Annotated in this window: 20 protein-coding genes; 4 read left to right on the top strand and 16 right to left on the bottom strand. The window is 73.0% G+C overall.

What is annotated here, in order from left to right:
- Window positions 1-434: 434 nt before the first annotated feature.
- From tyrS to AVL61_RS06545, 6 genes are all read right to left on the bottom strand, one after another.
- Complete coding sequence (gene tyrS / locus AVL61_RS06570) at window positions 435-1745, bottom strand: tyrosine--tRNA ligase (RefSeq protein ID WP_058873545.1); 1311 nt, start codon at window positions 1743-1745, stop codon at window positions 435-437.
- 67 nt (window positions 1746-1812) lie between these two features.
- Window positions 1813-4071: a HelD family protein gene (locus AVL61_RS06565; protein WP_058873544.1), complete on the bottom strand. Its 2259-nt coding sequence runs from the start codon at window positions 4069-4071 to the stop codon at window positions 1813-1815.
- 118 nt (window positions 4072-4189) lie between these two features.
- On the bottom strand, window positions 4190-4726 hold the full coding sequence (locus AVL61_RS06560) for an adenine phosphoribosyltransferase (RefSeq protein ID WP_231738302.1): 537 nt from the start codon (window positions 4724-4726) through the stop codon (window positions 4190-4192).
- Window positions 4727-4752: 26 nt separating this feature from the next.
- Window positions 4753-5442 (bottom strand): DNA-3-methyladenine glycosylase, encoded by a 690-nt coding sequence (locus tag AVL61_RS06555; protein ID WP_157571314.1) that lies wholly within the window; start codon window positions 5440-5442, stop codon window positions 4753-4755.
- On the bottom strand, window positions 5439-6887 hold the full coding sequence (argH, locus tag AVL61_RS06550; RefSeq protein WP_058873542.1) for an argininosuccinate lyase: 1449 nt from the start codon (window positions 6885-6887) through the stop codon (window positions 5439-5441). Before argH ends, AVL61_RS06555 begins: the two co-directional genes overlap by 4 nt.
- A gap of 157 nt (window positions 6888-7044) precedes the next feature.
- Window positions 7045-8256, bottom strand: coding sequence for an argininosuccinate synthase (locus AVL61_RS06545; RefSeq protein ID WP_058873541.1), 1212 nt, complete (start codon window positions 8254-8256; stop codon window positions 7045-7047).
- 273 nt (window positions 8257-8529) lie between these two features.
- Here AVL61_RS06545 and AVL61_RS06540 point away from each other — a divergent pair, with 273 nt between their 5' ends.
- On the top strand, window positions 8530-10203 hold the full coding sequence (locus AVL61_RS06540; RefSeq protein ID WP_058873540.1) for a catalase: 1674 nt from the start codon (window positions 8530-8532) through the stop codon (window positions 10201-10203).
- A 117-nt stretch (window positions 10204-10320) separates the two neighbouring features.
- Here the strand turns inward: AVL61_RS06540 and AVL61_RS06535 are convergent, their stop codons facing one another.
- A complete protein-coding gene (locus AVL61_RS06535; RefSeq protein WP_058873539.1) occupies window positions 10321-11841 on the bottom strand; it encodes a long-chain-fatty-acid--CoA ligase in 1521 nt (506 codons plus the stop codon).
- 201 nt (window positions 11842-12042) lie between these two features.
- Between AVL61_RS06535 and AVL61_RS06530 the strand changes: the two genes are divergently transcribed.
- A complete protein-coding gene (locus AVL61_RS06530) occupies window positions 12043-12477 on the top strand; it encodes an ankyrin repeat domain-containing protein (RefSeq protein ID WP_197412656.1) in 435 nt (144 codons plus the stop codon).
- Between the two features lie 34 nt (window positions 12478-12511).
- Here AVL61_RS06530 and AVL61_RS06525 read toward each other — a convergent pair whose 3' ends face one another.
- From AVL61_RS06525 to argC, 6 genes are read right to left on the bottom strand one after another with little or no spacing between them, the layout of a single operon-like run.
- Entirely contained in the window at window positions 12512-13006 is a 495-nt protein-coding gene (locus AVL61_RS06525; protein ID WP_058873538.1) for an arginine repressor, read from the bottom strand.
- Window positions 13003-13983: an ornithine carbamoyltransferase gene (argF, locus tag AVL61_RS06520; RefSeq protein WP_058873537.1), complete on the bottom strand. Its 981-nt coding sequence runs from the start codon at window positions 13981-13983 to the stop codon at window positions 13003-13005. Before argF ends, AVL61_RS06525 begins: the two co-directional genes overlap by 4 nt.
- The gene (locus AVL61_RS06515; protein WP_058873536.1) at window positions 13980-15308 is read right to left on the bottom strand and encodes an acetylornithine transaminase; all 1329 of its coding nucleotides are present in this window, start codon (window positions 15306-15308) and stop codon (window positions 13980-13982) included. The genes argF and AVL61_RS06515 overlap by 4 nt, the downstream gene beginning before the upstream one ends.
- Window positions 15305-16234 carry an acetylglutamate kinase gene (gene argB, locus AVL61_RS06510; RefSeq protein WP_058873535.1) on the bottom strand — a complete coding sequence of 310 codons (930 nt, stop codon included), beginning with the start codon at window positions 16232-16234 and terminating at the stop codon, window positions 15305-15307. Before argB ends, AVL61_RS06515 begins: the two co-directional genes overlap by 4 nt.
- Before the next feature lie 46 nt (window positions 16235-16280).
- Window positions 16281-17495, bottom strand: coding sequence for a bifunctional glutamate N-acetyltransferase/amino-acid acetyltransferase ArgJ (gene argJ, locus AVL61_RS06505; RefSeq protein WP_197412655.1), 1215 nt, complete (start codon window positions 17493-17495; stop codon window positions 16281-16283).
- Window positions 17492-18541, bottom strand: coding sequence for an N-acetyl-gamma-glutamyl-phosphate reductase (gene argC / locus AVL61_RS06500; protein ID WP_058873534.1), 1050 nt, complete (start codon window positions 18539-18541; stop codon window positions 17492-17494). The genes argJ and argC overlap by 4 nt, the downstream gene beginning before the upstream one ends.
- Before the next feature lie 344 nt (window positions 18542-18885).
- On the opposite strand from argC, the gene AVL61_RS06495 reads away from it, so the two are divergent.
- Window positions 18886-19854, top strand: coding sequence for a quinone oxidoreductase family protein (locus tag AVL61_RS06495; RefSeq protein ID WP_058873533.1), 969 nt, complete (start codon window positions 18886-18888; stop codon window positions 19852-19854).
- Window positions 19851-21218: a M1 family metallopeptidase gene (locus tag AVL61_RS06490; RefSeq protein ID WP_058873532.1), complete on the top strand. Its 1368-nt coding sequence runs from the start codon at window positions 19851-19853 to the stop codon at window positions 21216-21218. Before AVL61_RS06495 ends, AVL61_RS06490 begins: the two co-directional genes overlap by 4 nt.
- A 92-nt stretch (window positions 21219-21310) precedes the next feature.
- Here AVL61_RS06490 and AVL61_RS06485 read toward each other — a convergent pair whose 3' ends face one another.
- The 3 genes from AVL61_RS06485 to pheS form a co-directional block, all read right to left on the bottom strand.
- Entirely contained in the window at window positions 21311-21928 is a 618-nt protein-coding gene (locus AVL61_RS06485) for a hypothetical protein (protein ID WP_058873531.1), read from the bottom strand.
- Window positions 21929-22158: 230 nt separating this feature from the next.
- Window positions 22159-24711 (bottom strand): phenylalanine--tRNA ligase subunit beta, encoded by a 2553-nt coding sequence (pheT, locus tag AVL61_RS06480; protein WP_058873530.1) that lies wholly within the window; start codon window positions 24709-24711, stop codon window positions 22159-22161.
- 3 nt (window positions 24712-24714) lie between these two features.
- A complete protein-coding gene (gene pheS / locus AVL61_RS06475; protein ID WP_058873529.1) occupies window positions 24715-25785 on the bottom strand; it encodes a phenylalanine--tRNA ligase subunit alpha in 1071 nt (356 codons plus the stop codon).
- Window positions 25786-25820: the final 35 nt, after the last annotated feature.

The raw sequence follows: 25820 nt of genomic DNA, 5'->3' as shown, positions 1-25820 counted from the left end.
TGAAAATGTCGCCACCATCCCACGGAGGCAGGACAGCAACAACCCATCAACCGAAAAAACATTCGGTATCAACAAACATGGCACACTATTGAGTTCTCAAACAACAGACCAGCAACCAGGCACCACACCCGGAAACCGTGTTGGAATTTTCGGTGCCCTCCGCGTCGGAACGTCTGTTCCCCGCCTCAGGCAGCTCGACCATCCTACGCAGTCCGTTCTCGGCGTGTCAACTTGCGTTGTCCCGGGTCCGGACCGACCTGAACGGTCGCTCCCGCATGAACTAGGCAGCACCCGTGGGTCCTGCTGCTCTTTGCGGTTCTGCCGTCCGCCGGCCTCTCGGCCCTGCCTGACGACTCGATGAACACTACACCCCCGCCCAGGGGCCTGCAAGCCGAGCTCCGGGACGGGGGTGGGGGGGTGCGTCGACCCGCGGCTCAGGCCTCCACGGTGACGGCCGCGAGGTGCTTCTTGCCGCGGCGCAGGAGTGCCCACCGGCCGTGCAGGAGCTGGTCGGGGCCGAGCTCGGCGTCCTCGCCGACGACCTTCTCGTTGTTGACGTAGGCCCCGCCCTCCTTGAGGGTCCGGCGGGCGGCGGACTTCGACTCCGACAGCCCGGTCGCCACCAGCAGGTCGGCGACCTGGAGCCGGCCCGGTTCCACACTGGCCCCGGGGAGCTCACGGGTCACCGAGCCCAGCGTCTCGGCGTCGAGCTCCGCGAGCTCGCCGCGGCCGAAGACGGCGGCCGAGGCCGCGATCGCCTTCTCGGTGGCCTCCACCCCGTGCACCAGCGAGTTGACCTCCCAGGCGAGGGTCTTCTGGGCCGCCCGCTTGTAGGGCTCCTCCGCCACCGCCCGGGCGAGCTCCTCGATCTGCTCGCGGGTGAGGAAGGTGAAGACCTTGAGCCGGTCGACCACGTCCGCGTCGGCGGTGTTGAGCCAGAACTGGTAGAAGGCGTACGGCGAGGTCAGCTCCGGGTCCAGCCACACGGCGTTGCCCTCGGACTTGCCGAACTTCGTGCCGTCGGAGTTGGTGATCAGCGGGGTGCCCACCGCGTGCACGGAGGTGCCCTCGACCTTGCGGATCAGCTCGGTGCCGGAGGTCAGGTTCCCCCACTGGTCGGAGCCCCCGGTCTGCAGGGTGCACCCGTGCTCGCGGTAGAGGTTGAGGTAGTCCAGGCCCTGCAGGATCTGGTAGCTGAACTCGGTGTAGGAGATGCCCTCGTCGGAGTGCAGGCGCTTGGCCACGATGTCCTTCTTGATCATCGTGCCGACCCGGAAGTGCTTGCCGATGTCCCGCAGGAAGTCGATCGCGGAGAGCTGGGAGGTCCAGTCCAGGTTGTTGACCATCACCGCCCGGTTCCCGCCCTCGAAGGAGAGGAACCGCTCGACCTGGGCGCGCAGCAGGTCGACCCACTGCGCCACGGTCTCCTTGGAGTTCAGGATGCGCTCGGAGCTCTGCCGGGGATCGCCGATCAGACCGGTCGAGCCGCCGACCAGGCCGATGGGGTGGTGCCCGGCGAGCTGGAGCCGGCGCATGAGCAGCAGCTGCACCAGGTGCCCGAGGTGCAGGGAGGCCGCGGTGGGGTCGAACCCGCAGTAATAGGTGACCGTCTCCTCCGACAGCGCCCGCTCGAGGGCCGCCTCGTCGGTCGACACGTGCACGAGGCCGCGCCACTGCAGCTCCTGCCAGACGTTGGCGAAGGACGGATCGTTGTGCTGGAGGTCCAGGTCTATTGCGTTCGACACGGCTTCCAAGGTACCAGGACGCGGAGGGGGAACCCCTCCGCGTCCTGGTGTCTCCGGCCCGCCCGACTCAGAACCGGTCGAGGCCGGCCGGGAGCGGGCGGGCCGCGACGACGCGCAGCCGCTGGGTGGGCCGGGTCATCGCCACGTAGAGGTTGCCCACGCCGCCGCCGACCTCCTCGACGAGGGCCTGCGGTTCGACGACCACCACGGAGTCGAACTCGAGCCCCTTGGCGTCCCACGCGGAGAGGACCACCACCTGCCGGTCCAGCCGGCGGACCCCGGCGCCCACGAGCCCGGGCAGGGCTCCGGCGAGCGCGGTGCCGATCTCCTGCACCCGGTCCTCGGGCACGATCACGGCCACGAGCCCCCCGTTGACGAGCTCGAGCTCGGTGCGCACCTGCTCGAGCACGCCCTCGACCACGTCCTCGGCGCCGACGCGCTGCACGATCGGCGCCGCACCCTCGCGGACGGCCCGTGGGGCCGAGATGTCCAGGCCGGCGGCCCGGGCGACGTCGACCGCGGCCTCCGCGATGGCGGCGGGCGTGCGGTAGTTGACCGTGAGCTCGTCGAGGACGAACCGCTCCCCCACGAAGGGCTCGAGGGCGTCCCGCCAGCTGCGGGCGGCGGTGGCCGAGCCAGCCTGGGCGATGTCGCCGACCACGGTGAAGGACTTCATGGGGCACCGGCGCATGAGCACGCGCCACTGCATGGGCGTGAGCTCCTGCGCCTCGTCGACGACGACGTGCCCGTAGGCCCACGTGCGGTCCGCGGTCGCGGCCTCCGCGGCGGTCATCCGGTGCTGGCTCACCGCGTTGAAGTCGGTGAGCTGGGCCGCGGTCACGATGCCGTCCGCGCCGACGTCCTCGAGGCTCTGGTGCATGTTCTGCAGCGCGTGCTCGGCGTTGTCCGTGGCCTTGCGGTGCTCCCGGTCCGCCTCGGCCCGCCGGCGCACCCCGGCCTCGTCGAGGTCGCCGAGCAGCTCGGCGGCCTCGTCCAGCAGCGGCACGTCCGCCACGGTGAAGGGGGCGCCGGCCGGGCGCAGCAGCGCCTCGATCTGCGCGACGTCCAGGTGCGGGGCGGCGGACTCGAGATAGTGCCGCTTGCTGAAGAGCTGGCCGACGAGGGTCTGGGGCGACATCGGCATCCACGCGAGGTTGAGCGCGATCCGCACGTCCCGGGACTGCCGGATGTCCTCCGCGAGGTAGGAGCGGTCCATGACGTTGCCGCTGGTGCTGTTGAGGTGCTCGCCGAGCTGCTCGGTGAGCTCCCGCAGCGCGATCTTCACGAAGGTGTTGCGCGCCTCGTTGTGCGGCTTCCCGGTGGCGCGCGCCTTGTCCCGGGCGCGCTTGACCATGCGGGGGGTGAGCGTCACGCGGTGCGTGTCGACGCGCAGGACCTGGTCCTGGGCGGGGACCTTCTGCCGGTCCCGCACGGCGCGCGCCACGACGTCGGCCATGTCGAGGCCCGCCTTGAGCCGGGCGGCGAGGGGGTCCCGCTCGGGGACGGCGGCCACGCCGGGGAACAGCTCGGACAGGGAGGACATCACGACGCCGGTCTCCCCGAGCGCCGGCAGCACCCGCTCGATGTACCACATGAACGACGACGACGGACCGACGATCAGCACCCCCGCCTTGCGCAGCCGCTCCCGGTGCTCGTAGAGCAGGTACGCCGCCCGGTGCAGCGCCACGGCGGTCTTGCCGGTGCCGGGCCCGCCCTGCACCACGCGGACGCCGGGCAGCGGGGCGCGGATGATCCTGTCCTGCTCCGCCTGGATCGTCGCGACGATGTCCGACATCCGCCCGGTGCGCTTCTGGTTCAGCGCCGCGAGCAGGGCGCCCTCCCCGTGGAGCACGCCCTCGTCCCCGAGCATGTCCGGGTCGAGGACGTCGTCCTCGAGGGCGGCGACGTCGCGGCCCTCGAGGATCAGGTGGCGGCGCCGCCGGACGCCCATGGGGCTCTGCGCGGTGGCCTGGTAGAAGGCGGCCGCCTCCCGGGCGCGCCAGTCCACCATGAGCCGCTGGTGGTCCGCGGTGGCCAGGCCGATCCGCCCGACGTACCGGCGCTCGCCGTCCTGGCCGTCCAGGCGGCCGAAGACCAGCCGGTGGTCCACGGCCTCGAGCTGCGCGAGACGGTCCTCGTAGTGGGACGCGAACGCGTCCCGTTCCGCGCGGTTCTGGTGGTTGCCGGAGGACTCGCTGCGGCGCACGGCCGCGAGCTCCGCGGTCTTCTCGGCCCGCAGCTCGTCGAGCCGGTCGTAGAGCATCGCGACGTACGCGCGCTCGACAGCAAGTTGCTCGGCCGCCATCGTGGCGACGGTCTCTGCCATGGGGGGACACCTCGTTCCGGATCGAACAGACCATCGAGTCTAGCGGTCCGCGGGCGTTCGCACGGCGACGGCGCCGCCCGGCGCGTAACAGGGCTTCGCCGCGTGGTGACGTCCCTGGTCAGACCCGGTACAGGGCCCGGACGCGGTGCCCGCCGAGCTGGCTGCGTCCCCGGAGGTCGGTGAGCTCCATGATCAGCCCGAAGCCGGCGACGTGCAGCCCCGCCCGGTGCAGCAGCTGCGCCGTGGCCCCGAGGGTGCCGCCGGTCGCGAGGATGTCGTCGAGCACGAGCACGCGGGCGCCGCGGGGGACGTCGTCGGTGTGGATCTCCAGCACCGCCGACCCGTACTCCAGGACGTACTCCTCCCGGAACGTCTCCCGCGGCAGCTTCCCGGCCTTGCGCACGGGGATGAGGCCCACACCCGTCGCGTAGGCCACGGCCCCGGCCATGAGGAAGCCGCGGGCCTCGATGCCGGCCACGTAGTCGAACTGGCCGCGGAAGGCGTCGGCCAGGGCGTCGACGGTCCGCCGGAAGCCGGCGCCGTCCGCGAACAGGGGCGTCAGGTCGCGGAAGAGGACCCCCGGTTCCGGGTAGTCGGGGATCTTCACGCACAGGCGCTCGATCATCTGCTCAACGGATTCAGTCACGCCGCTCATGCTATCCGTCCGGGCCCCGGGCCCGGTCAGCGGCGTCGGCGCGGGACCGCGCGGCGGTACGGGGAGACGGAGGGCTCGCCGGGGAGCCACCACCGCCAGGGGAACTCCGCGGTCCCGCCGGGGCCGGACACCCCGGTGCGCGGGCCGTGCCCGGCGGAGGCACCGGTCCCCGGGCGGGGCAGGCGCAGGAAGAAGCCCGGTGCCGCGGCGTCCTCGCCCGCGGTCAGCGGGGCTCCGTCGTGGCTCAGGTCGATGCCCAGGGCCTTGGCGAGATTGCCCGGCCCCCGGGCCAGTGCGGCGTCGGGCACGGGGCCGGACCGGCCCACCGCGCGGCGGGCGCGGGCCAGGTCCGCGCCCGCCACCACCTCGCCGGCCCGGATCAGGCACCCTCCGGCGGTGCCCTCGGGGCGGCAGACCAGGTTCACCGCGTGGTGCATCCCGTACGTGAAGTAGACGTAGACGTGCCCGGGGGCACCGAACATCGTGGCGTTGCGCGCGGTCCGCCCGCGCCACGTGTGCGCCCCGGGATCCGGCAGGTCGGAGCCGTCCGGACCGCCGTAGGCCTCGACCTCCGTGATCCGCAGGACCACGGCGCCCTCGCCGGTCCGGTGGCCGAACAGTCCGCCGAGCAGCCGCGGGGCGACCTCGGGAGCCGGCCGGGACAGCAGCTCGAGCAGCTCCGGCTCCGCGCCCGGCCCGGCACCGGGCCGGTTCATCCGGCGACGATCGGGGCCCGCCGCGAGAAGGCCGCCGCCTCGGCCACCTGGCGCTCGAGCTCGCCGATCTGGGCGGCCACGGCCGAGGGCGCCGTCCCGCCCTGCGCGCTGCGCGAGGCCAGCGAGCCCTCGACGGTGAGCACCTCGCGCACTCCCGGGGTGAGCCGGGCGGAGATGGCGGCGAAGTCCTCGTCGGAGAGGTCCCACAGCTCGATGCCGCGCTGCTCGCACACCCGCACCGCGTCCCCGGCGATCTCGTGGGCGTCCCGGAAGGGCACTCCCTGGCGCACGAGCCACTCGGCGACGTCCGTGGCGAGGGCGAAGCCCTGCGGGGCGAGCTCGGCCATGCGCCCGGTGTTGAACGCCAGCGTCCCGATCATCCCGGCCACGGCGGGCAGCAGGACCTCGAGCTGGTCGATCGCGTCGAAGACGGGCTCCTTGTCCTCCTGCAGGTCCCGGTTGTAGGCCAGGGGCAGGCCCTTGAGCGTGGCCAGCAGGCCGGTGAGGTCCCCGATCAGCCGGCCGGCCTTGCCGCGGGCGAGCTCGGCGATGTCCGGGTTCTTCTTCTGCGGCATGATCGAGGACCCGGTCGAGAAGGCGTCGTCCAGGGTGACGAAGGAGAACTCCTTGGTGGCCCACGTGGTGATCTCCTCGGAGATCCGGGACATGTCCACGGCGATCATCGCGGTGACCCACGAGAACTCGGCGTAGACGTCCCGGGCCGCGGTGCCGTCGATGGAGTTGTGCACGGCGGAGTCGAAGCCCAGCTCGGCGGCGACGGCGCCCGGGTCCAGCCCGAGCGAGGACCCGGCGAGCGCCCCGGAGCCGTACGGGGAGACCGCGGCGCGGGCGTCCCAGTCGATCAGGCGCTGGACGTCGCGGAGCATCGCCCAGGCGTGGGCGAGCAGGTGGTGGGACAGCAGCACGGGTTGGGCGTGCTGGAGGTGGGTGCGCCCGGGCATCGGGGCCTCCGGGTGGGCCTTGGCCTGGTCCAGCAGGGCCTGCACCACGTCGAGGACGTTGCGGGCGATGATCGCGGCGTGGTCGCGCAGGTACATCCGCCCGAGCGTGGCGATCTGGTCGTTGCGGGAGCGCCCGGCGCGCAGCTTGCCGCCGAGCTCGGGGCCGGCCCGCTCGATCAGGCCCTTCTCGAGGGAGCCGTGCACGTCCTCGTCCGAGGGGGCGGGGGTGTAGACCCCGGAGCGGACGTCGGCCTCGAGCCGGTCCAGGGCGGCGAGCATGCCCTCGAGCTCCTCGCCGCTGAGCAGGCCCGCCGTGCGCAGGACCCGGGCGTGGGCGCGGGAGCCCGCGATGTCGTAGGGGGCCAGCCGCCAGTCGAAGTCCGTCGACTTGCTGAGCGCCGCGAGGGCGTCGGCCGGCCCCCCGGCGAAGCGCCCGCCCCAGAGCGCGCCCTCGTTGGTCCCGTGCTTGTCCTGCTGCGCCATGTCTCTCCTCGTTGCGTCCTGGCCGGTCGGTCCCGGCCGTGCCCGGCCGTCCGGGCCGGACCGGGTGCTCCGGCGTGCGCGGAGGGCCCCACCGCCGGGATGGGGCCCTCCGTCGTCGTGCCCGTTCCTGCTCGGCACGAGCCTACGTGCTCCTGGCCTACTTGCCCTCGGCCGCGAGGCGCTGCTCGCGGGAGGCCGCGACCTTCGAGGACATGCCGAACAGCTCGATGAACCCGCGGGCCTGGGACTGGTCGAAGGCGTCGCCCTCGTCGTAGGTGGCGAGGTTGAAGTCGTACAGCGAGGTGTTCGAGCGGCGGCCGGTGACCGTGGCCTGGCCGGCGTGCAGGGTCATCCGGATGTCGCCGTCCACGTACTTCTGGGTGTCCTGGATGAACGCGTCGAGGGACTGCTTGAGCGGGGAGAACCACTGGCCGTCGTAGACGAGCTCGGTCCAGCGCTGGGTGGCGATCCGCTTGAAGCGGGCCTGCTCGCGCTCGACCGTCACGTTCTCCAGCTCCCGGTGCGCGGCGATGAGGGCCATGGCGCCGGGGGCCTCGTAGACCTCACGGGACTTGATGCCCACGAGCCGGTCCTCCACGATGTCGATCCGGCCCACGCCCTGGGCCCCGGCGCGCCGGTTCATCTCCTGGATCGCCTCGAGCGGCGTGACGGGCTGGCCGTCGAGCGCCACCGGGATGCCGCCCCGGAAGCTGATCACGACCTCGTCGGCCGGCGGCGGGAACGTGGGGTCGTCCGTGTAGTCGTAGACGTCCTTGGTGGGGGCGTTCCAGATGTCCTCGAGGAACCCGGTCTCCACCGCGCGGCCCCACACGTTCTGGTCGATCGAGAAGGGGTTCTTCTTGGTCGTGGCGATGGGCAGGTGGTGCTTCTCGGCGTAGTTGATCGCCTTGTCGCGGGTCAGGGCCAGGTCGCGGACCGGGGCGATGCACTTGAGCTCCGGGCCCAGCGTCTGGATGCCCACCTCGAAGCGGACCTGGTCGTTGCCCTTGCCCGTGCAGCCGTGGGCCACGGTGGAGGCGCCGAAGCGCTTGGCGGCGGCCACGAGGTGCTTGACGATCACCGGGCGGGACAGCGCGGAGACCACGGGGTAGGCGTCCATGTACAGGGCGTTCGCCTGCAGCGCCGGCATGCAGTACTCCGCGGCGAACTCGTCGCGGGCGTCGGCCACGTAGGCCTCGACGGCGCCGCAGTCCAGCGCCCGCCGGCGGATGGTCTCGAGGTCCTCCCCGCCCTGCCCGACGTCGACGGCCACGGCGATGACCTCGGCCCCTGTCGCCTCGCCGATCCAGCCGATGGCCACGGAGGTGTCGAGACCTCCGGAGTAGGCCAGCACAACGCGCTCGGTCACGGTGTTCTCCTTCGTCGGTGGTCCGGGCGCCACGACGTGGCCCCGCCTTCTGTGCATGACTATACACGTCAGCTTGTATTTATGCATACCGCGCGGGCCGCTCCCGCCCGCACCGGCGCGCCACTCCGCAATTATGAATCGCTAGCAATAGCCCGGCGCTTCCGACATACTGGTCGGCAGGTGTCGTCCTCACCGATGAGCACACCCGGGCGGGCCGGAGCACTCGTGCGCCGGCCCGGCCGAACATCCGGTCCCTACCCCGAGAGGAACCCCATGACGAACGTTCCCGACCAGACCCTGACCACGCGCCAGGGCCACCCGGTCCACGACAACCAGAACACCCGCACCGTCGGCTCGCGCGGGCCCGCGACCCTCGAGAACTACGCGTTCCTCGAGAAGATGAGCCACTTCGACCGCGAGCGCATCCCCGAGCGCGTGGTCCACGCCCGTGGCACCACGGCCTTCGGCTACTTCGAGGCCTACGGCAAGCTCGGCGACGAGCCCATCGCCAAGTACACCCGCGCGAAGCTCTTCCAGGAGGCCGGCAAGCGCACCGAGACCGCCGTGCGCTTCTCCACCGTGGCCGGCGGCCGGGACTCCTCCGAGGTCGCCCGCGACCCCCGCGGCTTCGCCGTGAAGTTCTACACCGAGGACGGCAACTGGGACCTCGTCGGCAACAACCTCGGCGTCTTCTTCATCCGTGACGCCATCAAGTTCCCGGACTTCATCCACTCCCAGAAGCCGGACCCCGTGAACTTCGAGGCCGGTGTCGCCAACCGCGCGTTCGACTTCTGGAGCCAGTCCCCCGAGGCCATGCACATGGTCACGATCGTCTTCTCCCCGCGCGGGATCCCGGCGGACTACCGCCACCAGCAGGGCTTCGGCGTGAACACCTACAAGTGGGTCAACGCCGCCGGCGAGTCCGTGCTGGTGAAGTACCACTGGATCCCGAAGCAGGGCGTGAAGTCCCTGACCTCCGAGGACGCGGCGAACATCCAGGCCGAGACGCTCGGCTCGCACACCAAGGACCTCTACGACGCGATCGAGGCCGGCGACTACCCCGAGTGGGAGCTGCAGGTGCAGATCATGGAGGACCACGACCACCCGGAGCTGGACTTCGACCCGCTGGACGACACGAAGGTCTGGCCGGAGGAGCTCTTCCCGCCGAAGCCGGTCGGGCGCATGGTCCTCGACCGCAACCCGCAGAACTTCTTCGCGGAGAACGAGCAGATCGCCTTCGGCACCGGCGTGCTGGTGGACGGCCTGGACTTCTCCGACGACAAGATGCTCGTGGGCCGCACCTTCTCCTACTCGGACACCCAGCGCTACCGGGTGGGCCCGAACTACCTGCAGCTGCCGGTCAACGCGCCGAAGGCCCCGGTGGCCACCAACCAGCGCGACGGCCAGATGGCCTACGGTGTGGACGTGGCCCCCGGTCAGAACCCGCACGTGAACTACGAGCCGTCCATCACCGGTGGCGTGCAGGAGACCCCGAAGCCCGAGGGCTACCAGCCCGAGGTCGGCCCGCGGATCGACGCGCGCCTCACCCGCGCCCAGATCGAGCGGACCAACGACTACAAGCAGGCCGGCGAGCGCTTCCAGCTCCAGGAGGACTGGGAGAAGGAGGAGCTCATCGACAACCTGGTCGGCGCCCTGTCCCAGTGCGACCGCCCGATCCAGGAGCGCATGGTCTGGCACTTCTACATGATCGAGGACGAGATGGGCCGCCGCGTGGGCGACGGCATCGGCGTCTCCCTCGAGGACGTCAAGGACCTGGGCCCGCTGCCGACCCAGCGCCTGACCGAGGAGGAGCTGCAGCGCGTGGCCAACCTGGGCAACAACGGTCCGCGCAGCGTGGAGGGTCTCACCATGACCCACTGCGTGCCCAACGAGCGCGTCGTCGTGGAGCGGGAGCCCCAGCGGAGCCCCGCGATGATGTCCAGCTGATCCCGTGCCGGAGGCGCCCCGCGCGGGGCGCCTCCCCGGGGTCCCGGTGGACCCGCGCACGGAAGGGGCCGGCCGCTGTCCAGCGGCCGGCCCCTTCCGTGCGTCCGGGAGACGGACTCAGCCGCGGCGCCCGGCGCCCTCGAGGTCGAGGGAGCGCTTGAGGATCTTGCCGGTCGGGCCCTTCGGCAGCTCGTCGACCACCTTGTAGTAGCGGGGGTGCTTGTACTTGGCCACGCGCTCGCGGACGAAGGCGTCCAGCGCGTCCACCGTCGCGCCCCGCTCCCCCTCGGGCACGTCCCGGAAGGCGACGACGGCGGCGACCTCCTCGCCCATCGCCTCGTCCGGGACCCCGACGACCGCGGCCTCGGCGATGCCCGGGAACTGGTAGATGACCTCCTCCACCTCGCGCGGGTACACGTTGTAGCCGCCCCGCAGGACCATGTCCTTCTTGCGGTCCACGATGTAGTGGAAGCCGTCCTCGTCCACCCGGGCGAGGTCCCCCGTGTGGAACCAGCCGTCGCGGATCGCTGCCTCGGTGGCCTCGGGGTTGCGCCAGTAGCCGGCCATCACGTACTCCCCGGCCACGACGAGCTCGCCGATCTCGCCCACGGGGACCTCCTCGTCGAGGTCGTCGACCACCTTGAGCTGCGCCCCGCGCACCACGGTGCCGATCGACCCCGCCCTGCGCCCGTGCGCCTCCTGGTTGAAGCACACCACCGGGGAGGTCTCGGACAGGCCGTACCCCTCGTAGATCGGCGCCCCGAACACCTTCTCGAACCGCTCCAGGACCTCGACCGGGAGCGGGGACCCGCCCGAGACCCCCGCCCGCAGGCGGGGCAGCTCGACCGGTCCCTCCCCGGCCGCGGAGAGCAGTGCCACGTACATGCTCGGCACCCCGGCGAAGACCGTGACCTCGTCCCGCGCCAGGATCTCCAGCGCGCGGGCCGGGTCGAAGCGCGGCAGGAGCGTGACGGCGGCCCCGGCCTGGACCACGCCGTTGAGCGCCACGGTCTGGCCGAACACGTGGAAGAACGGCAGGGCCCCGAACATGACGTCCCCGGGGCCCAGGTCGAAGAGGCTCGCGGACAGCTCCGCGTTGGTCCGCAGGTTGTGGTGCGTCAGGACGGCGCCCTTGGGCCGGCCCGTGGTGCCGGAGGTGTAGAGCAGGACGGCCGGCTCGTCGTCGTCGCGGTCGGCGACCCCGGGACGCGGCGGCACGTCCGCGAGGGCCTGCAGGGTCCCGGCGGCCGAGACCTCGACCACGGGGACCTCGCGGTCCAGGTCGGCGACCGCGGCCCGCGTGGCCTCGGCCATGGCCTCCCAGACCAGCACCAGGGACACCTCGGCGTCCGTGAAGTGGTAGGTGAGCTCCCGGGGGCTGAGGAGGGGGTTGAGGGGCACGACGACGCCGCCCGCGCGCAGGATCCCGTAGTAGGCGATCGGCATGTGCGGGACGTTGGGCAGGATCATGGCCACCCGGTCCCCCGCCCCGATGCCCCTGGCGGCGAGCATCGACGCGACCCGCGCGGACAGGTCGTCGAGGGCCCCGTAGGTCAGGACCCGGTCGTCGAGGACCACCGCCCGGGAGTCCGGGGAGGCCGCGGCCGTGTCGGTGAGCAGGGTGGCGAGATTCGTCATGGAGGAACTCCGGATCCCCGGTGCGCGGGCACCGGCGCGTGGTGAGCTGTGTCACACGAGCGTGCCAGCCGGTTACTGCAACGTCAAGACCCGGGTATTCCCGGGGCGGCGCGTGTCGCGGGCCCCGCCTTCGATAAACTGGGCGGCAGGAACTCCGTACGACCGACCGAACCTCGTAGGACCGACCGCGAAGGACCACCAGTGACCGAGAACTCCCAGCAGCCCCAGGATGGGGCGGCCCCCCAGCTGACCGAGGAGGAGATGGCCTACGTGCTCTCCCTGTTCGAGATGGCCCGGACCGGGGACACCGAGAACCTGCTGCCGGCCGTGCGCGCGGGCGTCCCGGCCGACCTCACCAACGGCAAGGGCGACACCCTGCTGATCCTCGCGGCCTACCACCAGCACGAGGAGACCGTCGCGGCGCTGCTCGAGGCCGGGGCGGACCCGGACCGGGTCAACGACAACGGTCAGACGGCGCTGATGAGCGCGGTCTTCCGGGGCAACGAGACGATCGTCCGGACGCTGCTCGGGGCCGGGGCCTCCCAGACGGCCGGCGCCCACTCCGCCCTGGACTTCGCCCATGTCTTCGAGCGCACGGAGCTCGTCCCCGTCCTGCAGGAGCACGCGGACCGCTGAGCCCGCCGGGCGTCCGCGCGCCGGCGGCCCGGGCTCACTCGGCGAGCTCCAGGAAGCGGCGGGCCACGGCGGGACCGCCGTCGGCGTCCCGGCACACCACCACGATCGTGTCGTCGCCGGCGATGGTGCCGAGGACGGCGGGCAGCACGGACGTGTCGATGGCGGACGCGAAGTACTGGGCGGCCCCCGGCGGGGTGCGCAGCACCACGAGGTTCGCACTCGCCTCGGCGGTCACCAGCAGCTCGCGGCACAGGCTGGCCAGACGCGCGTCCAGCACCTCCTGGGTGATCCCCGAGGCGGGCGAGCGGTCGGCCCCGGCCTGCGGGACGGCGTAGACGAGGGAGCCGGAGCCGTCCCGGACCCGGACGGCCCCCAGTTCCACGAGGTCGCGGGAGAGCGTGGCCTGGGTGACCTGCACGCCGTCCTCGGCCAGCCGGGCGGCGAGCTCGGCCTGCGAGTGGATCGCCCCGCCCGTCACGAGGGCCACGATCCGGGCCTGCCGCGCGGTCTTGGTCGCGGGGATGCTCATGCCGGGACGGAAGGCGTGCCGGCGGCGTCCAGGTCGTACCGTCCGGAGCGGGCCATGAGCCACACGAGAAGGGCCTTCTGGGCGTGCAGCCGGTTCTCCGCCTCGTCCCACACGACGGACTGCGGGCCGTCGATGACCTCGGCCGCGACCTCGGCGCCGCGGAACGCGGGCAGGCAGTGCAGGAACAGCGCGCCGGGCGCGGCCCGGGCCATCGCCGCGGCGTCCACGGAGTACGCCCGGAAGATCTTCGCCCGGGCCTCGGTCTCCGCCTCCTGCCCCATGGACACCCAGGTGTCGGTGCAGACCACGTCCGCCCCGGCGAGCGCCTCGGCCGGGTCCGCGGTCACCTGCACGGACCCGCCGGTCCGTGCGGCGCGCTCCTCGGCGGCGCGCACCACGGCCGGGTCCGGGTGGTGGCTCGCCGGGCCGGCGACGCGCACGTGCATGCCGGCGGTGGCCCCGCCCAGCAGGTAGGAGTGGGCCATGTTGTTGGCGGCGTCCCCGAGGTAGGCGAAGGTCAGCCCGGCCAGGCGTCCCCGGTGCTCCCGGACCGTGAGCAGGTCCGCCAGGATCTGGCACGGGTGGTAGGCGTCGGAGAGCCCGTTGACGACGGGCACGGTCGAGGCCGCGGCCATCTCCTCCAGCCCGGACTGCGCGTAGGTGCGCCACACGATGGTCGAGACCATGCGGGAGAAGACGCGCGCGGTGTCCGACACGCTCTCCTTGCCCAGCTGGGACTCCCCCGGGTTGATCATCAGGGGGTTGCCGCCGAGGTCCGCGATCCCGGCGGAGAAGGAGGTCCGGGTGCGGGTCGAGGTCTTGTCGAAGACCACGGCCACGGTCTGCGGACCGGCGTAGGGCCGGTGGGCCCAGCGGTCGGCCTTGAGGCGGAGGGCGAGCTCGAGCACCTCGGCCTGCTCCTGCTGGGAGAGATCGGTGTCGACGAGGAAGTGGCGGGGGGTCATGGACGGGTTCATGCTTCTTTCGGCGGGGTCTCGGCCGAGGCCGCGGCGGGGGCCGTGACAGCGGCGGTGGCGGTGCTCAGGATCGCGGGGAGCGCGTCGAGGAAGGTGCGGGCCTGCTCCTCGGTCAGGACCAGGGGCGGGGCCAGGCGCAGGGTGCCGGGGCCGGTCGCGTTGACGATGAACCCGGCGTCCCGGGCGGCGTCGACCACGGCGGGGCCGAAGGGGGCGGTGGCCCCCTCGGGGACCTCGAGGTCGGCGCCGATCAGCAGCCCGCGCTGGCGCACGTCCCCGATCCCGGGCACCGCCCGCAGGCCCTCGCCGAGCACGGCGCCCACGGTGCGGGCGTGCTCGAGCAGGCCGTCCTCCTCGATCACGGTCACGGTCGCGAGGCCCGCGGCGGTGGCCGGCGGGTTGCCGCCGAACGTCGTGCCGTGCTGGCCCGCGCCGAGCAGCGCGGAGACCTCGGCACCGACGGTGAGCATCGCGCCGATCGGGAAGCCGCCGCCCAGGCCCTTGGCCAGGGTGATCGCGTCCGGCAGGTCGCCGCCGGTGAGCTCCGCGGAGGAGGCGAACCAGCGGCCGGTGCGGCCCATCCCGGTCTGCACCTCGTCCACGACCAGCAGCGCGCCGTGCCGGCGGGTGAGCTCCCGTGCCCGCCGGAGGTAGCCCTCGGGCAGCTCGCGCACGCCGGCCTCGCCCTGGACGGGCTCCACGATCAGCGCGGCGACGGTCCCGTCGAGGTGCTCCTCGAGGGCCTCGACGGTCGCGGGGATGTGCTGCACCCCGCCGGGCAGGGGCTCGAAGGGCGCGCGGTAGGCCTCCTTGGCGGTCAGGGCGAGGGCGCCCATGGTGCGGCCGTGGAAGGCGGACTCGAGGGCCAGGACGGTGCCGCGGGGCCGGCCGTCCGGGCCGGGGTGCTCGTGGCCGTGGCGGCGGGCCAGCTTGAACGCGGCCTCGTTGGCCTCCGCCCCGGAGTTCGCGAAGAAGACGTGGGAGCCCGCGGGCGCGCCGGCCAGGGACAGCAGCTTCCCGGCGAGCGCGATCTGCTGGGGGGAGGTGAAGAAGTTGGAGACGTGGCCCAGGGTTGCCAGCTGGCGGGAGACGATCTCCACCCAGCGCGGGTGGGCGTGGCCGAGGGCGTTGACGGCGATGCCGGCGAGCAGGTCGAGGTAGTCCCGGCCGTCGGCGTCGGTGACCACGGCACCCCTGCCGTGGGTGAGCACGAGCGAGGGGCTGCCGAAGACGCCGAGCAGCGAGTCGGCGTACTCGCCGAGCAGGGCGGTCTGGGCGGAGTAGCGGGACGCGGTGTGCTGGCCGGCGGTGTGCTGGGCGGTCATGACGATGCTCCGTGGTCGGGGACGAGCTGGGTTCCGATGCCGGTGTCGGTGAAGATCTCGAGCAGGCACGTGTGCGGGCTGCGCCCGTCCACGATGGACGCCCGGCGCGCCCCGCCCTCCACGGCCCGCAGGGCCGCCTCCATCTTGGGGATCATCCCGGCCTGCAGGCTCGGGAGCATCGCGCGCAGCTCGGAGGCGGAGAGCGACGCGATGAGCGAGTCCTTGTCCGGCCAGTCCGCGTAGAGCCCCTCGACGTCGGTGAGGGCCACGAACTTCTCGGCGCGCAGGGCCACGGCCACGGCGGCGGCGGCGGTGTCCGCGTTGACGTTGAGGATCTCCCCCGTGGGGCGGCCGCGGGCGTCGACCTCGGGCGCCACGGAGGAGATCACGGGGATCCGTCCCGCGTCGAGCAGCTGGGTCACGGGCTCGGGGTTGACGCCGACGACCTCCCCCACGTGGCCGAGGTCCACCTCCTCGCCGTCCACGACGGTGCCCCGGCGGACGGCGCGGAACAGCTCGGCGTCCTCCCCCGAGAGCCCGACGGCGTACGGGCCGGTGGCGTTGAGCAGGGAGACGAGCTCCCGCTGCACCTGCCCGGTGAGCACCATGCGGATGGCGTCCACGGCCTCCCGGGACGTGACCCGCAGCCCGCCGCGGAACTCGGACTCGATGCCCAGCCGCTCCAGCATCCGGTTGATCTGGGGGCCGCCGCCGTGCACCACGACCGGCTTGATCCCGACGTGGCGCAGGAACACCATGTCCTCGGCGAAGGCCTGCCGCAGCGGCTCGGACACCATGGCGTTGCCGCCGTACTTGAAGACCATCACGGACCCCGCGTAGCGCTGGATCCAGGGCAGGGCCTCCATCAGGGTGCCCGCCTTCAGCTGGGCGGTCTCGTAGCGGGTCGGGTCACTGGGGTCGGTCATGGTTCTCCTGCGCCGTGGGTCGGTGCTGTCCCGGTCGGTGGGCCGGTCAGCTGGAGTAGGCGCTGTTCTCCTCGACGTAGTCGTGGGTGAGGTCGTTGGTCCAGACGGTGGCGTCGGCGTCCCCGGCCTTGAGGTCGACCAGGACGGTCACCTTGCGCCCGGCCGCCAGGTCCACGCCCTCGCGGGGGTCACCGATCATGCCGTCGCGGCAGACCATGACCCCGTTGATCGTGACGTCGAGCCGGTCCGGGTCGAACGCGGCGTCGGTGGTGCCGACCGCGGACAGCACGCGGCCCCAGTTGGGGTCGTTGCCGAAGATCGCGGCCTTGAACAGGTTGGAGCGGGCCACGGAGCGGCTCACGTCCTCCGCCTGCCGCTCGGTCGCGGCGTTGACCGTGGTGATCTCGATGTCGTGGGACGCCCCCTCGGCGTCCGTGATGAGCTGCTGGGCCAGCGAGTGGCACACGGCCGTGACGGCCTGGCTGAACTCGAACTCGTCCGGGGTGATCCCGGAGGCGCCCGAGCCGAGCAGGACCACGGTGTCGTTGGTCGACATGCAGCCGTCGGAGTCGGTGCGGTTGAACGTGACCTTCACCGCGTCCTCGAGCGCCCACTGCAGGGCGTCCGAGGAGAGCTCCGCGTCGGTCGTGAGCACCACGAGCATCGTGGCGAGGCCGGGGGCGAGCATGCCCGCGCCCTTGGCCATGCCGCCGACCGTCCACCCGTCGCGGACGTAGGCGGCCTGCTTGGAGACGGAGTCGGTGGTCATGATGGCCCGGGCGGCGGCGGCCCCGGCGTCGTCGTCGTCCCCGAGCGCCGCCACGACCCCGGGGAGGCCGCGCTCCATGACGTCCATCGGCAGCTGGACGCCGATGAGCCCCGTGGAGCACACCACGACGTCGCCGCCCCCGACGCCGAGCGCCTCGCCGACGAGCTCCGCGGTCCGGTGGGAGGCCTGGAACCCCTGCGGTCCGGTGCAGGCGTTGGCCCCGCCGGAGTTGAGGACCACGGCGGCGGCCCGGCCGTCCGCGGTGGCGGCCTTGGACCACTGGATGGGCGCGGCGGCGATCCGGTTGGTCGTGTACACGGCCCCCACGTGGTGCTGGGGCCCGTCGTTGACGACGAGGGCGAGGTCGGGCCCGCCGGAGTCCTTGAAGCCCGCCGTGGTGCCGGCCGCGCGGAAGCCCTGGGCGGCGGCCACACCGCGGGTGGTGTCGACCTGCAGGGTGCCGGCCGGCTGCTGGGACGGGTACGTTCTCACGGTGCGACTCCTTGGAGGTTCAGGCCGGTGTCCTCGGGCAGGCCGAGGGCGAGGTTCATGGACTGGACGGCACCGCCCGCGGTGCCCTTGACGAGGTTGTCGATGACGCAGGTGACGATGACGCGGCCCGCCCGGGCGTCGAGGGCGAGCTGGAGCTGGGCGTGGTTGGAGCCGGCCACCGACTTCGTCGCCGGCCACCGGCCCTCGGGCAGGACCGTGACGAACTGCTCGGCCACGTAGGCGGACTCCCAGGCCTCCCGCAGCTGCGCGGCGCTCACGCCCTCCGCGACGCGCGCGGTGGCGGTCGTGAGGATGCCCCGGGGCATGGGGGCCAGCGTCGGAGTGAAGGAGACCCGCACGCGGCGCCCCGCGGCCTTGGCGAGGCCCTGCTCGATCTCGGGGGTGTGCCGGTGCGCGCCGCCCACCCCGTACGGGCTCATCGAGCCCATGACCTCCGAGCCCAGCAGGTGCGCCTTGACGGCCTTGCCGGCCCCGGACGTGCCCGACGCCGCGACGATCACGACGTCCTCGGGCTCCAGGAGCCCGGCCGCGAAGCCGGGGCCCAGGGCCAGCAGCGCGCTGGTCGGGTAGCACCCCGGCACCGCGATGCGCGTGGCGCCGCGGAGCTGCTCGCGCTGGCGGGTGCCCTCGGTGTCCACGACGAGCTCGGGCAGCCCGTACGGCCACGTCCCGGCGTGCGGGGAGCCGTAGAACTGGTCCCACTCCTCGGCGGAGTCGAGCCGGTGGTCGGCGCCGGCGTCGATGACCACGGTCTCCGGCGGCAGCTGCGCGGCGATCGCGGCGGACGCGCCGTGCGGCAGGGCGAGGAAGACGACGTCGTGGTCGGCGAGGTTCTCCACCGTGGTGTCCACGAGCACCCGGTCGGAGAGGGAGTGCAGGTGCGGCTGCAGCTCCCCCAGCCGCTGGCCCGCGTTGGAATGGGCCCCCATGGCCCCGATCTCGATCTGCGGGTGACCGGCGAGGATCCGCAGAACCTCGCCACCGGCGTAGCCGGAAGCCCCCGAAACTGCTGCGCTGAACGTCATAGGACCCACTCTAGCTCAAAGTTATGCATAGTCTTCAATAATTATGCACGCTACGGGGAGAGGACCGGCGGCGCGGAGGAGCGGATGCCCCTCGGCGGGGCGCGTCGGAACCCCCTGTCGTCTCGGCCGCTCGTCCCGGCCACGGCCGTCGTCGCATCCCCCCGGAACGGCTGTGCCCCCGAATCTACGCTTCCCGTGTGCAAATCTCGATGATTACGGGGGCATTCCCGTGCCCCCTCTTGTGCTCACGCTACCCCTCGGGGGTCCCCGCAGGCAGAGCGCGGCCGGGCTTCCCGCCTACCATGGCAGGAGTTCCCGTCCGCGATCCCCAGGAGGTACCCGTCATGGTCCGTTCCGTCATGGTCGAGCGAGCCGGAGGCCCCGAGGTCCTGACCCTCGGCGAGCGCCCGGACCTCGAACCGGGCCCCGGCCAGCTGCTCGTCGAGACCCGTGCGGCGGGGGTGAACTTCATCGAGGTGTACCAGCGCGAGGGCGTCTACCCCGTGGAGCACCCCTTCACGCCCGGCTCCGAGGGCATGGGCGTGGTGACAGGCGTGGGCCCCGGGGTGGAGCACTTCGCCCTCGGCGACCGGATCACCACCTCCCAGGCGTCCCGCACCTACGCCGACGCCTTCCTGGTGGACGCCGGCAAGGCCCTGCGCGTGCCCACCGGCGTCTCCGACGAGGTCGCCGCCGCCGTCCCGCTGCAGGGGCTCACCGCGCACTACCTGGTGCGCTCGACGTATCCGGTCCAGGAGGGCGACGTCGCCGTGGTCACCGCGGGCGCCGGCGGGGTCGGTGGCCTCGCGGTGCAGCTGCTGAAGTCGCTCGGGGCCACGGTGATCGCCCTGGTGGGCTCCCAGGACAAGGCGGAGACCGCGCGCTCGCTGGGCGCCGACTTCGCCCTGGTCGGCTACGAGGGCTTCGCCGAGCACGTCCGTGCGGTCACCGGCGGCCGCGGCGCCGACGTCGTCTACGACTCCGTGGGCAAGGACACCTTCGACGAGTCCCTCCGGGCGCTGCGCACGCGCGGGATGCTCGTGCTCTTCGGCGGCTCCTCCGGCCAGGTCCCCCCGTTCGACCCGCAGCGGCTCGCCCAGCACGGGTCCCTGTACATCACCCGGCCCACGCTCAACGACTACCTGCTCGACGAGAAGGAGCGGAACTGGCGGGCGGGCGAGCTCTTCGACGCGGTGCTCGACGGGTCCCTGACCGTCCGGGTCGCCGAGACGTTCCCGCTCGAGCGGGCACGGCAGGCCCACGAGCTGCTCCAGTCCCGCGCCGCCCAGGGCAAGCTGCTGCTGGTCCCGTGAGCACGGCACAGACGCACCGCTTCCTCGGCGCGGACGGCGCGCGGGACCCGTACACCCCGTTCGTCGGATGCTGCACGGCCACCGTGGAGCACTACGACCTGGACCTCGACTACGACGTCGAGGACAACGGCCTCGAGGCGCGGGCGACCCTGACCTGCCGGGCCCTGCAGGACACGGACCGGATCGAGCTGGACCTCACCGAGCTCGCCGTGACCGACGTCCGGTTCGGCACCGGCGGGCTCGGCGGGCTGCTCGGCGGCCGCAGGGTCCGCGCGGACCACCGCGGCAGCCGCCTCGTGCTGAGCCTGCCGCGCACGGTCCCCGCCGGGGAGTCGTTCACGCTCACCGTGGCCTACGAGGGCTATCCCGAGTCCCTGGACGGGCCCTGGGGCGAGATCGGCTGGGCCGAGCTCGACGACGGCGTCCTCGTCGCGGGCCAGCCCACCGGGTCCTCCACCTGGTTCCCGTGCGTCGACCACCCCTCCCACAAGGCCACCTACCGGGTCGCCGTGCACGCCGACGCCGACTACGAGGTGGTGGTCCACGGCGAGCTGGAGTCCGTGGTGGAGCGCGACGGCGAGCGCCACTGGGTCTACACCTCCCGGGTGCCGCTCCCTCCGTACCTGGCGACCGTGCAGATCGGTCCGTACGAGCGGCGGGAGCTCACGGGCTCCCGCGTCCCGCAGCACCTCGTGTGCTCCAAGAAGCGGCGCAAGAAGGCGGAGAAGACGTTCGCGGAGCAGGGCCGGATGATCGAGGTGTTCGGCGACTGGTTCGACCCATACCCCTTCCCGAGCTACACCGTGGTGGTCGTCGACGAGTCCCTCGAGGACCCGTTCGAGTGCTACGCGTGCTCCGTGTTCGGGAAGAACCAGCTCGGCACGGACTGGGAGGAGCAGCGGCTCGTGGCCCACGAGCTCGCCCACCAGTGGTTCGGCAACAGCCTGGTCCTGTCCTCGTGGCAGGACATCTGGCTCAACGAGGGGTTCGCGTCCTACGCGGAGTGGATCTGGTCCGAGGCCTCGGGCGGCCGGCCGGCCAGCTGGCACGCGGAGAAGGCCCACCGCACGCTCTCGAAGATGCGCCAGGACCTCGTCATCGGCGACCCGGGGCAGGTGCGCCTCTTCGACGACGTGGTGTACGTCCGGGGCGCTCTCACCGTCCACGCGATCCGCGAGACCGTGGGCGAGGACGCCTTCCGCGCCCTGCTGCACGGCTGGGCCACCGCCAACCGGGACGGGTGGGTGAGCACGGCGGGCTTCCGGGAGCACCTGCGCGGCTTCGTGCCCCAGCACCGGTGGGCGGAGGTCGACGGGCTGCTCGACGCGTGGCTGCTCCGGCGGGAGCTGCCCGCCCTGCCCTGACCCGGCTCGGCGCCGGGTCTCCGGCGCCGAGNNCCCGCCGGACGCACAGCGTCCGGCGGGGGCCGTTCCACGGCGCGGGCCGCGGGCCGTCCTCAGCGCTCCCGGCGGTAGAGCCGGCGGGCGAACCAGACCCCGCCGGCGGCCGCGCCGAGTCCGGCGAGCAGCAGCAGGGCGGCCTGCACGCGCTGCCACGCGATGGTGCCCGCGGTGATGCCGTCCCCGAACTCGCCGGCCTCGGCGGTCTCGACCACCTGGAGCGTGCCGTCCTCCACGGCGAGCAGGGCGTCGGCCTCCTGGTGGAAGTCGTCCTCGCCGGAGCCCGTCTGCGTGCCGCGGAAGACGATCTCCTCGCCCGCCTCCGGGACGCGCGGGTCGGCGAGGCCCGAGTCGAAGGGCTGCTCGGTGACCGCCTCGTCCGCGGGCAGCACCCCGCGGTAGATGGGGTTCCAGGTCTTGGTCCGCAGGTCGTTGGTGAGGTCCTGGTACTGCCCGGAGATCACCCACGACCGGTCCGCGTAGCCGGCCAGCTTCCGGGAGTCGTCCCAGGCGAGCGCGGCGCTCACCGCCAGGACCAGCCCCAGGAGGAGCCCGAGCAGCCCCACGGCCGTCGGCTTCCAGGCGATCGACCGGCGGGCGCGTCCGCGCTCCTGCTCGTCGTCGTCGTCGAAGGCGAAGAACGCCTCCTGCCGGTCGGTGGTCTCCTCGGTCATGCTGAACTCCTGGAAAGGGGTCGGGGAAGGGGGCGACCGCGGCGCCGGGCGGCGGTCGGGGACCCGGTGCCACAGTACCGAAGTTCCCCCGCCGCACCCGGACCCCGTTCGCGTTTGTTACCGGCGGCGTCCCCGGACGGCGCGCGGCCTCACGGCACGACACGGCCCGCTCCCCGGTGCGGGAAGCGGGCCGTGCCGCGCGGGGTGCGGCGGGTGCGGTGGCGTGCCGGTCAGCCGCGGAGCACGGCGCCGTGGCGCTCGGCCGCCACGGCGACGGCCGCCGCACGGGCCGCGGAGGCCTCGTCCGCGGTCAGGGTGCGGTCCGGGGCCCGGAAGCGCAGCGCGAAGGCCACCGACTTCCGGCCCTCCTCGATGCCGGGGCCCTGGTAGACGTCGAAGACGCGGACGTCCTCGAGCAGCTCCCCGGCGCCCTCCTCGAGCGCGGCCCGCAGCTCGGCGGCCGGCACGGCGGCGTCCACCACGAGGGCGACGTCCTGGGTGGCCGCCGGGTAGCCGGAGATCGGGCGGGCCTGCACGACCTCGACCTCGGCCCCGACGAGCGAGCTGAGGTTCAGCTCCATCGCCACGGTCCGCTCGGGCAGGTCCTGGGCCGCCACCAGCTGGGGGTGCAGCTCGCCGGCATAGCCCAGCGGGGTGCCGTCGGCGGTGGCGAGCACCGCGGTGCGGCCCGGGTGGAACGCCTGGTGGGTGCCCTGCCGGACGGTCAGCTCGACCCCCAGGACCTCGGCGGCCAGCCGGGCGGCGTCGAGGGCGTCCTGCCAGTCGAAGGCCCGCGGTGCGGTCCACGGACCCTGGGCCGCGTCCCGGCCGGCCAGGACCGCGGCGAGGTGGCGCGGCTGCGCGGGGATGCCGGCCTCGATCTCGTCGAGCACCGCCCGGCCCGGGTGCGCTCCGAGCGGGGGGATGCCGGCGCTGCCGAGCTGCTCGCCGGGACGGAAGACCCGCCCGACCTCGTAGAGCGCCAGGTCCCGGAAACCGCGGGAGGTGTTGCGCCGCAGCACCTCCAGCAGCCCCGGGAGCAGGGAGACGCGCAGCATTCCCTGGGCCTCGCTGATCGGGTTGGCCAGCTTGACCGACGGCACGGGCACGCCGGGCTCCGGGGCGCCCCACAGCTCGTTGTCCGCCTGCGAGACGAACGGGTAGGCGAGCACCTCGGTGAGCCCGGTTGCCGCGAGCGCGTCGGCGACCCGCTTCCGGGCCTGCTGCTCGGCGGTCAGGCCGCGGCCCGGGGGCGCCACCGGCAACCGCGAGGGGATCGTGTCGTAGCCGACGAGGCGGGCGATCTCCTCGACCAGGTCCTCCTTGGCGACCAGGTCCGGGCGCCACGACGGGGGCACGACGCGCCAGCCGTCGTCGGTGGCCTCGACCTGCGCGCCGAGCTCGGTGAGGGTCGACACGACCTGGTCCGCCGTGTACTCCACGCCCGTGCGGCGCCCCGGGTAGTCCCAGGGCAGCTCGATGGGCGCGGGGGCGGTGGTGTCGTCCACGTCCGTGACCCCGGGACCGGGCGTGCCGCCGGCCAGCTCCACGAGCAGCTCGACGGCGCGCTGGGCCGCCACCGGGGCGATCTGCGGGTCCACCCCGCGCTCGAAGCGCTTGGACGCCTCCGAGGGCAGCCGGTGCCGCCGGGTGGTGCGGGCGATCGAGACCTCGTCGAAGCGGGCCGCCTCCACGAGCACGTCGGCGGTGCCGTCCGAGACCTCGGTGGCGGCGCCGCCCATGACCCCGGCCAGGCCGATCGGTCCGGAGCCGTCCGTGATCAGCAGGTCCTCGGGGTCCAGGGCCCGCTGCCGGCCGTCCAGGGTGGTCAGCGTCTCGCCCGGCGCCGCCCGGCGGACCCCGATGCCGCCGGTCAGCTTCCCGAGGTCGTAGAAGTGCAGCGGCTGGCCCAGCTCGAGCATCACGTAGTTGGAGACGTCCACGGGCAGGGAGATCGAGCGGATGCCCGCCAGGCGCAGCCGCGCCGACATCCACGGGGGCGTGGGGGCGGTCGCGTCGATGCCGGTCACGGTGCGGGCGACGAAGCGGGTGCACCCGGGGTTGCCGTGGATCGGGGCGTCGTCGTCGACGGCCACGGGGAACCCGTCCCCGGTGGGGGCGGGCACCCGGGCGGCCACCGTCCCGGCCGGGTCCGTGAAGGGCTCGTGCACGGCGTGGCAGTACTCGCGGGCCACGCCGCGGATCGAGAACGCGTAGCCGCGGTCCGGGGTCACGTTGATCTCGGCGGCCTCGTCGTGCAGCCCGAGCAGCTCCAGGGCGTCGGAGCCGATCTCCGGGTCCAGGCCGAGGGTCGAGAGCACCAGGATGCCGTCGTGGTCCTCGCCGATGCCGAGCTCGCGCACGGAGGCGATCATGCCGGCGGAGGTGTGGCCGTAGGTCTTGCGCGCCGAGATCCTGAAGTCCCCGGGCAGGACGGCACCGGGCAGGGTCACGACGACCTTGTCCCCGACCTCGAAGTTGTGGGCACCGCAGATCACGCCCTGCACTCCGGAGGGGTCGATGCCCTTGCCGGTCAGGGTCTGCTCCTGGCCCTCGGGGACCACGCGGACGGTGCACCAGTTGACGGTCTTGCCGTTGGAGTGGGTCTCCGGCTCCTTGGAGAGCACCTGGCCGACCACGACCGGGCCCTTCAGGTGGTCCGTGGGGCGGTGCACGTCCTCCTCCTCGAGGCCCACCGTCACGAGGGTGGCCAGGACGTCCTCGGCGGTCGCGCCGGCCGGGACGGGGGCGTGCTCGCGCAGCCATGACAAAGGAACTCGCATGTCTTAGATCTCCATCCCGAAGTGCTCGCTGAAGCGGACGTCGCCCTCGACCATGTCGCGCATGTCCGGGACGTTGTTGCGGAACATCAGGGTCCGCTCGATGCCCATGCCGAACGCGAAGCCCGAGTGGACCTCGGGGTCGATGCCGGCCGCGCGCAGCACGTTCGGGTGGACCATGCCGCAGCCGCCCCACTCGATCCACTGCGGCCCGCCCTTGGCGTGGGGGTGCCACACGTCCAGCTCGGCGGACGGCTCGGTGAAGGGGAAGTAGTTGGGCCGCAGCCGGATCCTCGCCTCGGGGCCGAACATCTGCCGGGCGAAGTGCTCGAGCGTGCCCTTGAGGTCGGCCATCGACAGGCCCCGGTCCACGGCCAGGCCCTCGACCTGGTGGAAGACGGGGGTGTGCGTGGCGTCGAGCTCGTCGGTGCGGTAGGTGCGCCCCGGGACGACGACGTAGACCGGCAGCTCGCGGTTCAGCAGCGTGCGCATCTGCACCGGTGAGGTGTGCGTGCGCAGCACGAGGTGGGCCTCGGGCGGGTCCACGAAGAACGTGTCCTGCAGCTCCCGGGCCGGGTGGTCCGGCTTGAAGTTGAGGGAGTCGAAGTTGTACCACTCGGACTCGACCTCGGGGCCGTCGGCGACCTCCCAGCCCATGGCCACGAACGTCTCGCCGACGCGCTCCATGAGGTTGGTCAGCGGGTGCCGCCCGCCCAGGCGCCGGCGCCGGCCGGCGGCGGTGACGTCCACGGCCTCCTCCACGAGGATCCGGGCGTCCCGCTCCTCCTCGAGCACCGTGGTGCGGGCGGCGATCGCCTGGTTGACGCGGCCGCGGGCCTGGCCGACCAGCTTGCCGGCGGCGGCCTTCTGCGTCTTGTCGAGCGAGCCGATCCGCCGGTTGGCCAGCGCCAGCGGCGAGCGCTCCCCCGCGTGGGCGAGCCGGACCTCCTTGAGCCCGTCCAGGTCGTGGGCGTTCTGCACGGCGGTCAGGGCCGCCTCGACGGCGGCGGCGACCGCCGCCTCGTCGGTCGGGTCGACCGCGCCGCTCGGGGCGGTCTCGGGTGGCAGTTCAGACATCAGCTGGCGACTTCTTCGGCTCGGGGACGGCTTCG

The organism is Kocuria rosea subsp. polaris, assembly GCF_001483755.1.
GTDB lineage: Bacteria > Actinomycetota > Actinomycetes > Actinomycetales > Micrococcaceae > Kocuria > Kocuria cellulosilytica.
This window is presented reverse-complemented; position numbering and strand designations above follow the sequence as displayed.

What these genes read in the sequence shown, in the direction of transcription:
- AVL61_RS06495 (WP_058873533.1), top strand. Translation starts at nt 18,886, where the DNA reads ATGGTCCGTTCCGTCATGGTCGAGCGAGCCGGAGGCCCCGAGGTCCTG.
- AVL61_RS06540 (WP_058873540.1), top strand. Translation starts at nt 8,530, where the DNA reads ATGACGAACGTTCCCGACCAGACCCTGACCACGCGCCAGGGCCACCCG.
- argH (WP_058873542.1), bottom strand. Translation starts at nt 6,887, where the DNA reads ATGGCGCAGCAGGACAAGCACGGGACCAACGAGGGCGCGCTCTGGGGC.
- argC (WP_058873534.1), bottom strand. Translation starts at nt 18,541, where the DNA reads ATGACGTTCAGCGCAGCAGTTTCGGGGGCTTCCGGCTACGCCGGTGGC.
- argF (WP_058873537.1), bottom strand. Translation starts at nt 13,983, where the DNA reads ATGAACCCGTCCATGACCCCCCGCCACTTCCTCGTCGACACCGATCTC.
- AVL61_RS06555 (WP_157571314.1), bottom strand. Translation starts at nt 5,442, where the DNA reads ATGAACCGGCCCGGTGCCGGGCCGGGCGCGGAGCCGGAGCTGCTCGAG.
- AVL61_RS06565 (WP_058873544.1), bottom strand. Translation starts at nt 4,071, where the DNA reads ATGGCAGAGACCGTCGCCACGATGGCGGCCGAGCAACTTGCTGTCGAG.
- AVL61_RS06525 (WP_058873538.1), bottom strand. Translation starts at nt 13,006, where the DNA reads ATGAGCATCCCCGCGACCAAGACCGCGCGGCAGGCCCGGATCGTGGCC.
- AVL61_RS06535 (WP_058873539.1), bottom strand. Translation starts at nt 11,841, where the DNA reads ATGACGAATCTCGCCACCCTGCTCACCGACACGGCCGCGGCCTCCCCG.
- AVL61_RS06515 (WP_058873536.1), bottom strand. Translation starts at nt 15,308, where the DNA reads ATGACCGCCCAGCACACCGCCGGCCAGCACACCGCGTCCCGCTACTCC.
- pheS (WP_058873529.1), bottom strand. Translation starts at nt 25,785, where the DNA reads ATGTCTGAACTGCCACCCGAGACCGCCCCGAGCGGCGCGGTCGACCCG.
- AVL61_RS06560 (WP_231738302.1), bottom strand. Translation starts at nt 4,726, where the DNA reads ATGAGCGGCGTGACTGAATCCGTTGAGCAGATGATCGAGCGCCTGTGC.
- argB (WP_058873535.1), bottom strand. Translation starts at nt 16,234, where the DNA reads ATGACCGACCCCAGTGACCCGACCCGCTACGAGACCGCCCAGCTGAAG.
- AVL61_RS06485 (WP_058873531.1), bottom strand. Translation starts at nt 21,928, where the DNA reads ATGACCGAGGAGACCACCGACCGGCAGGAGGCGTTCTTCGCCTTCGAC.
- pheT (WP_058873530.1), bottom strand. Translation starts at nt 24,711, where the DNA reads ATGCGAGTTCCTTTGTCATGGCTGCGCGAGCACGCCCCCGTCCCGGCC.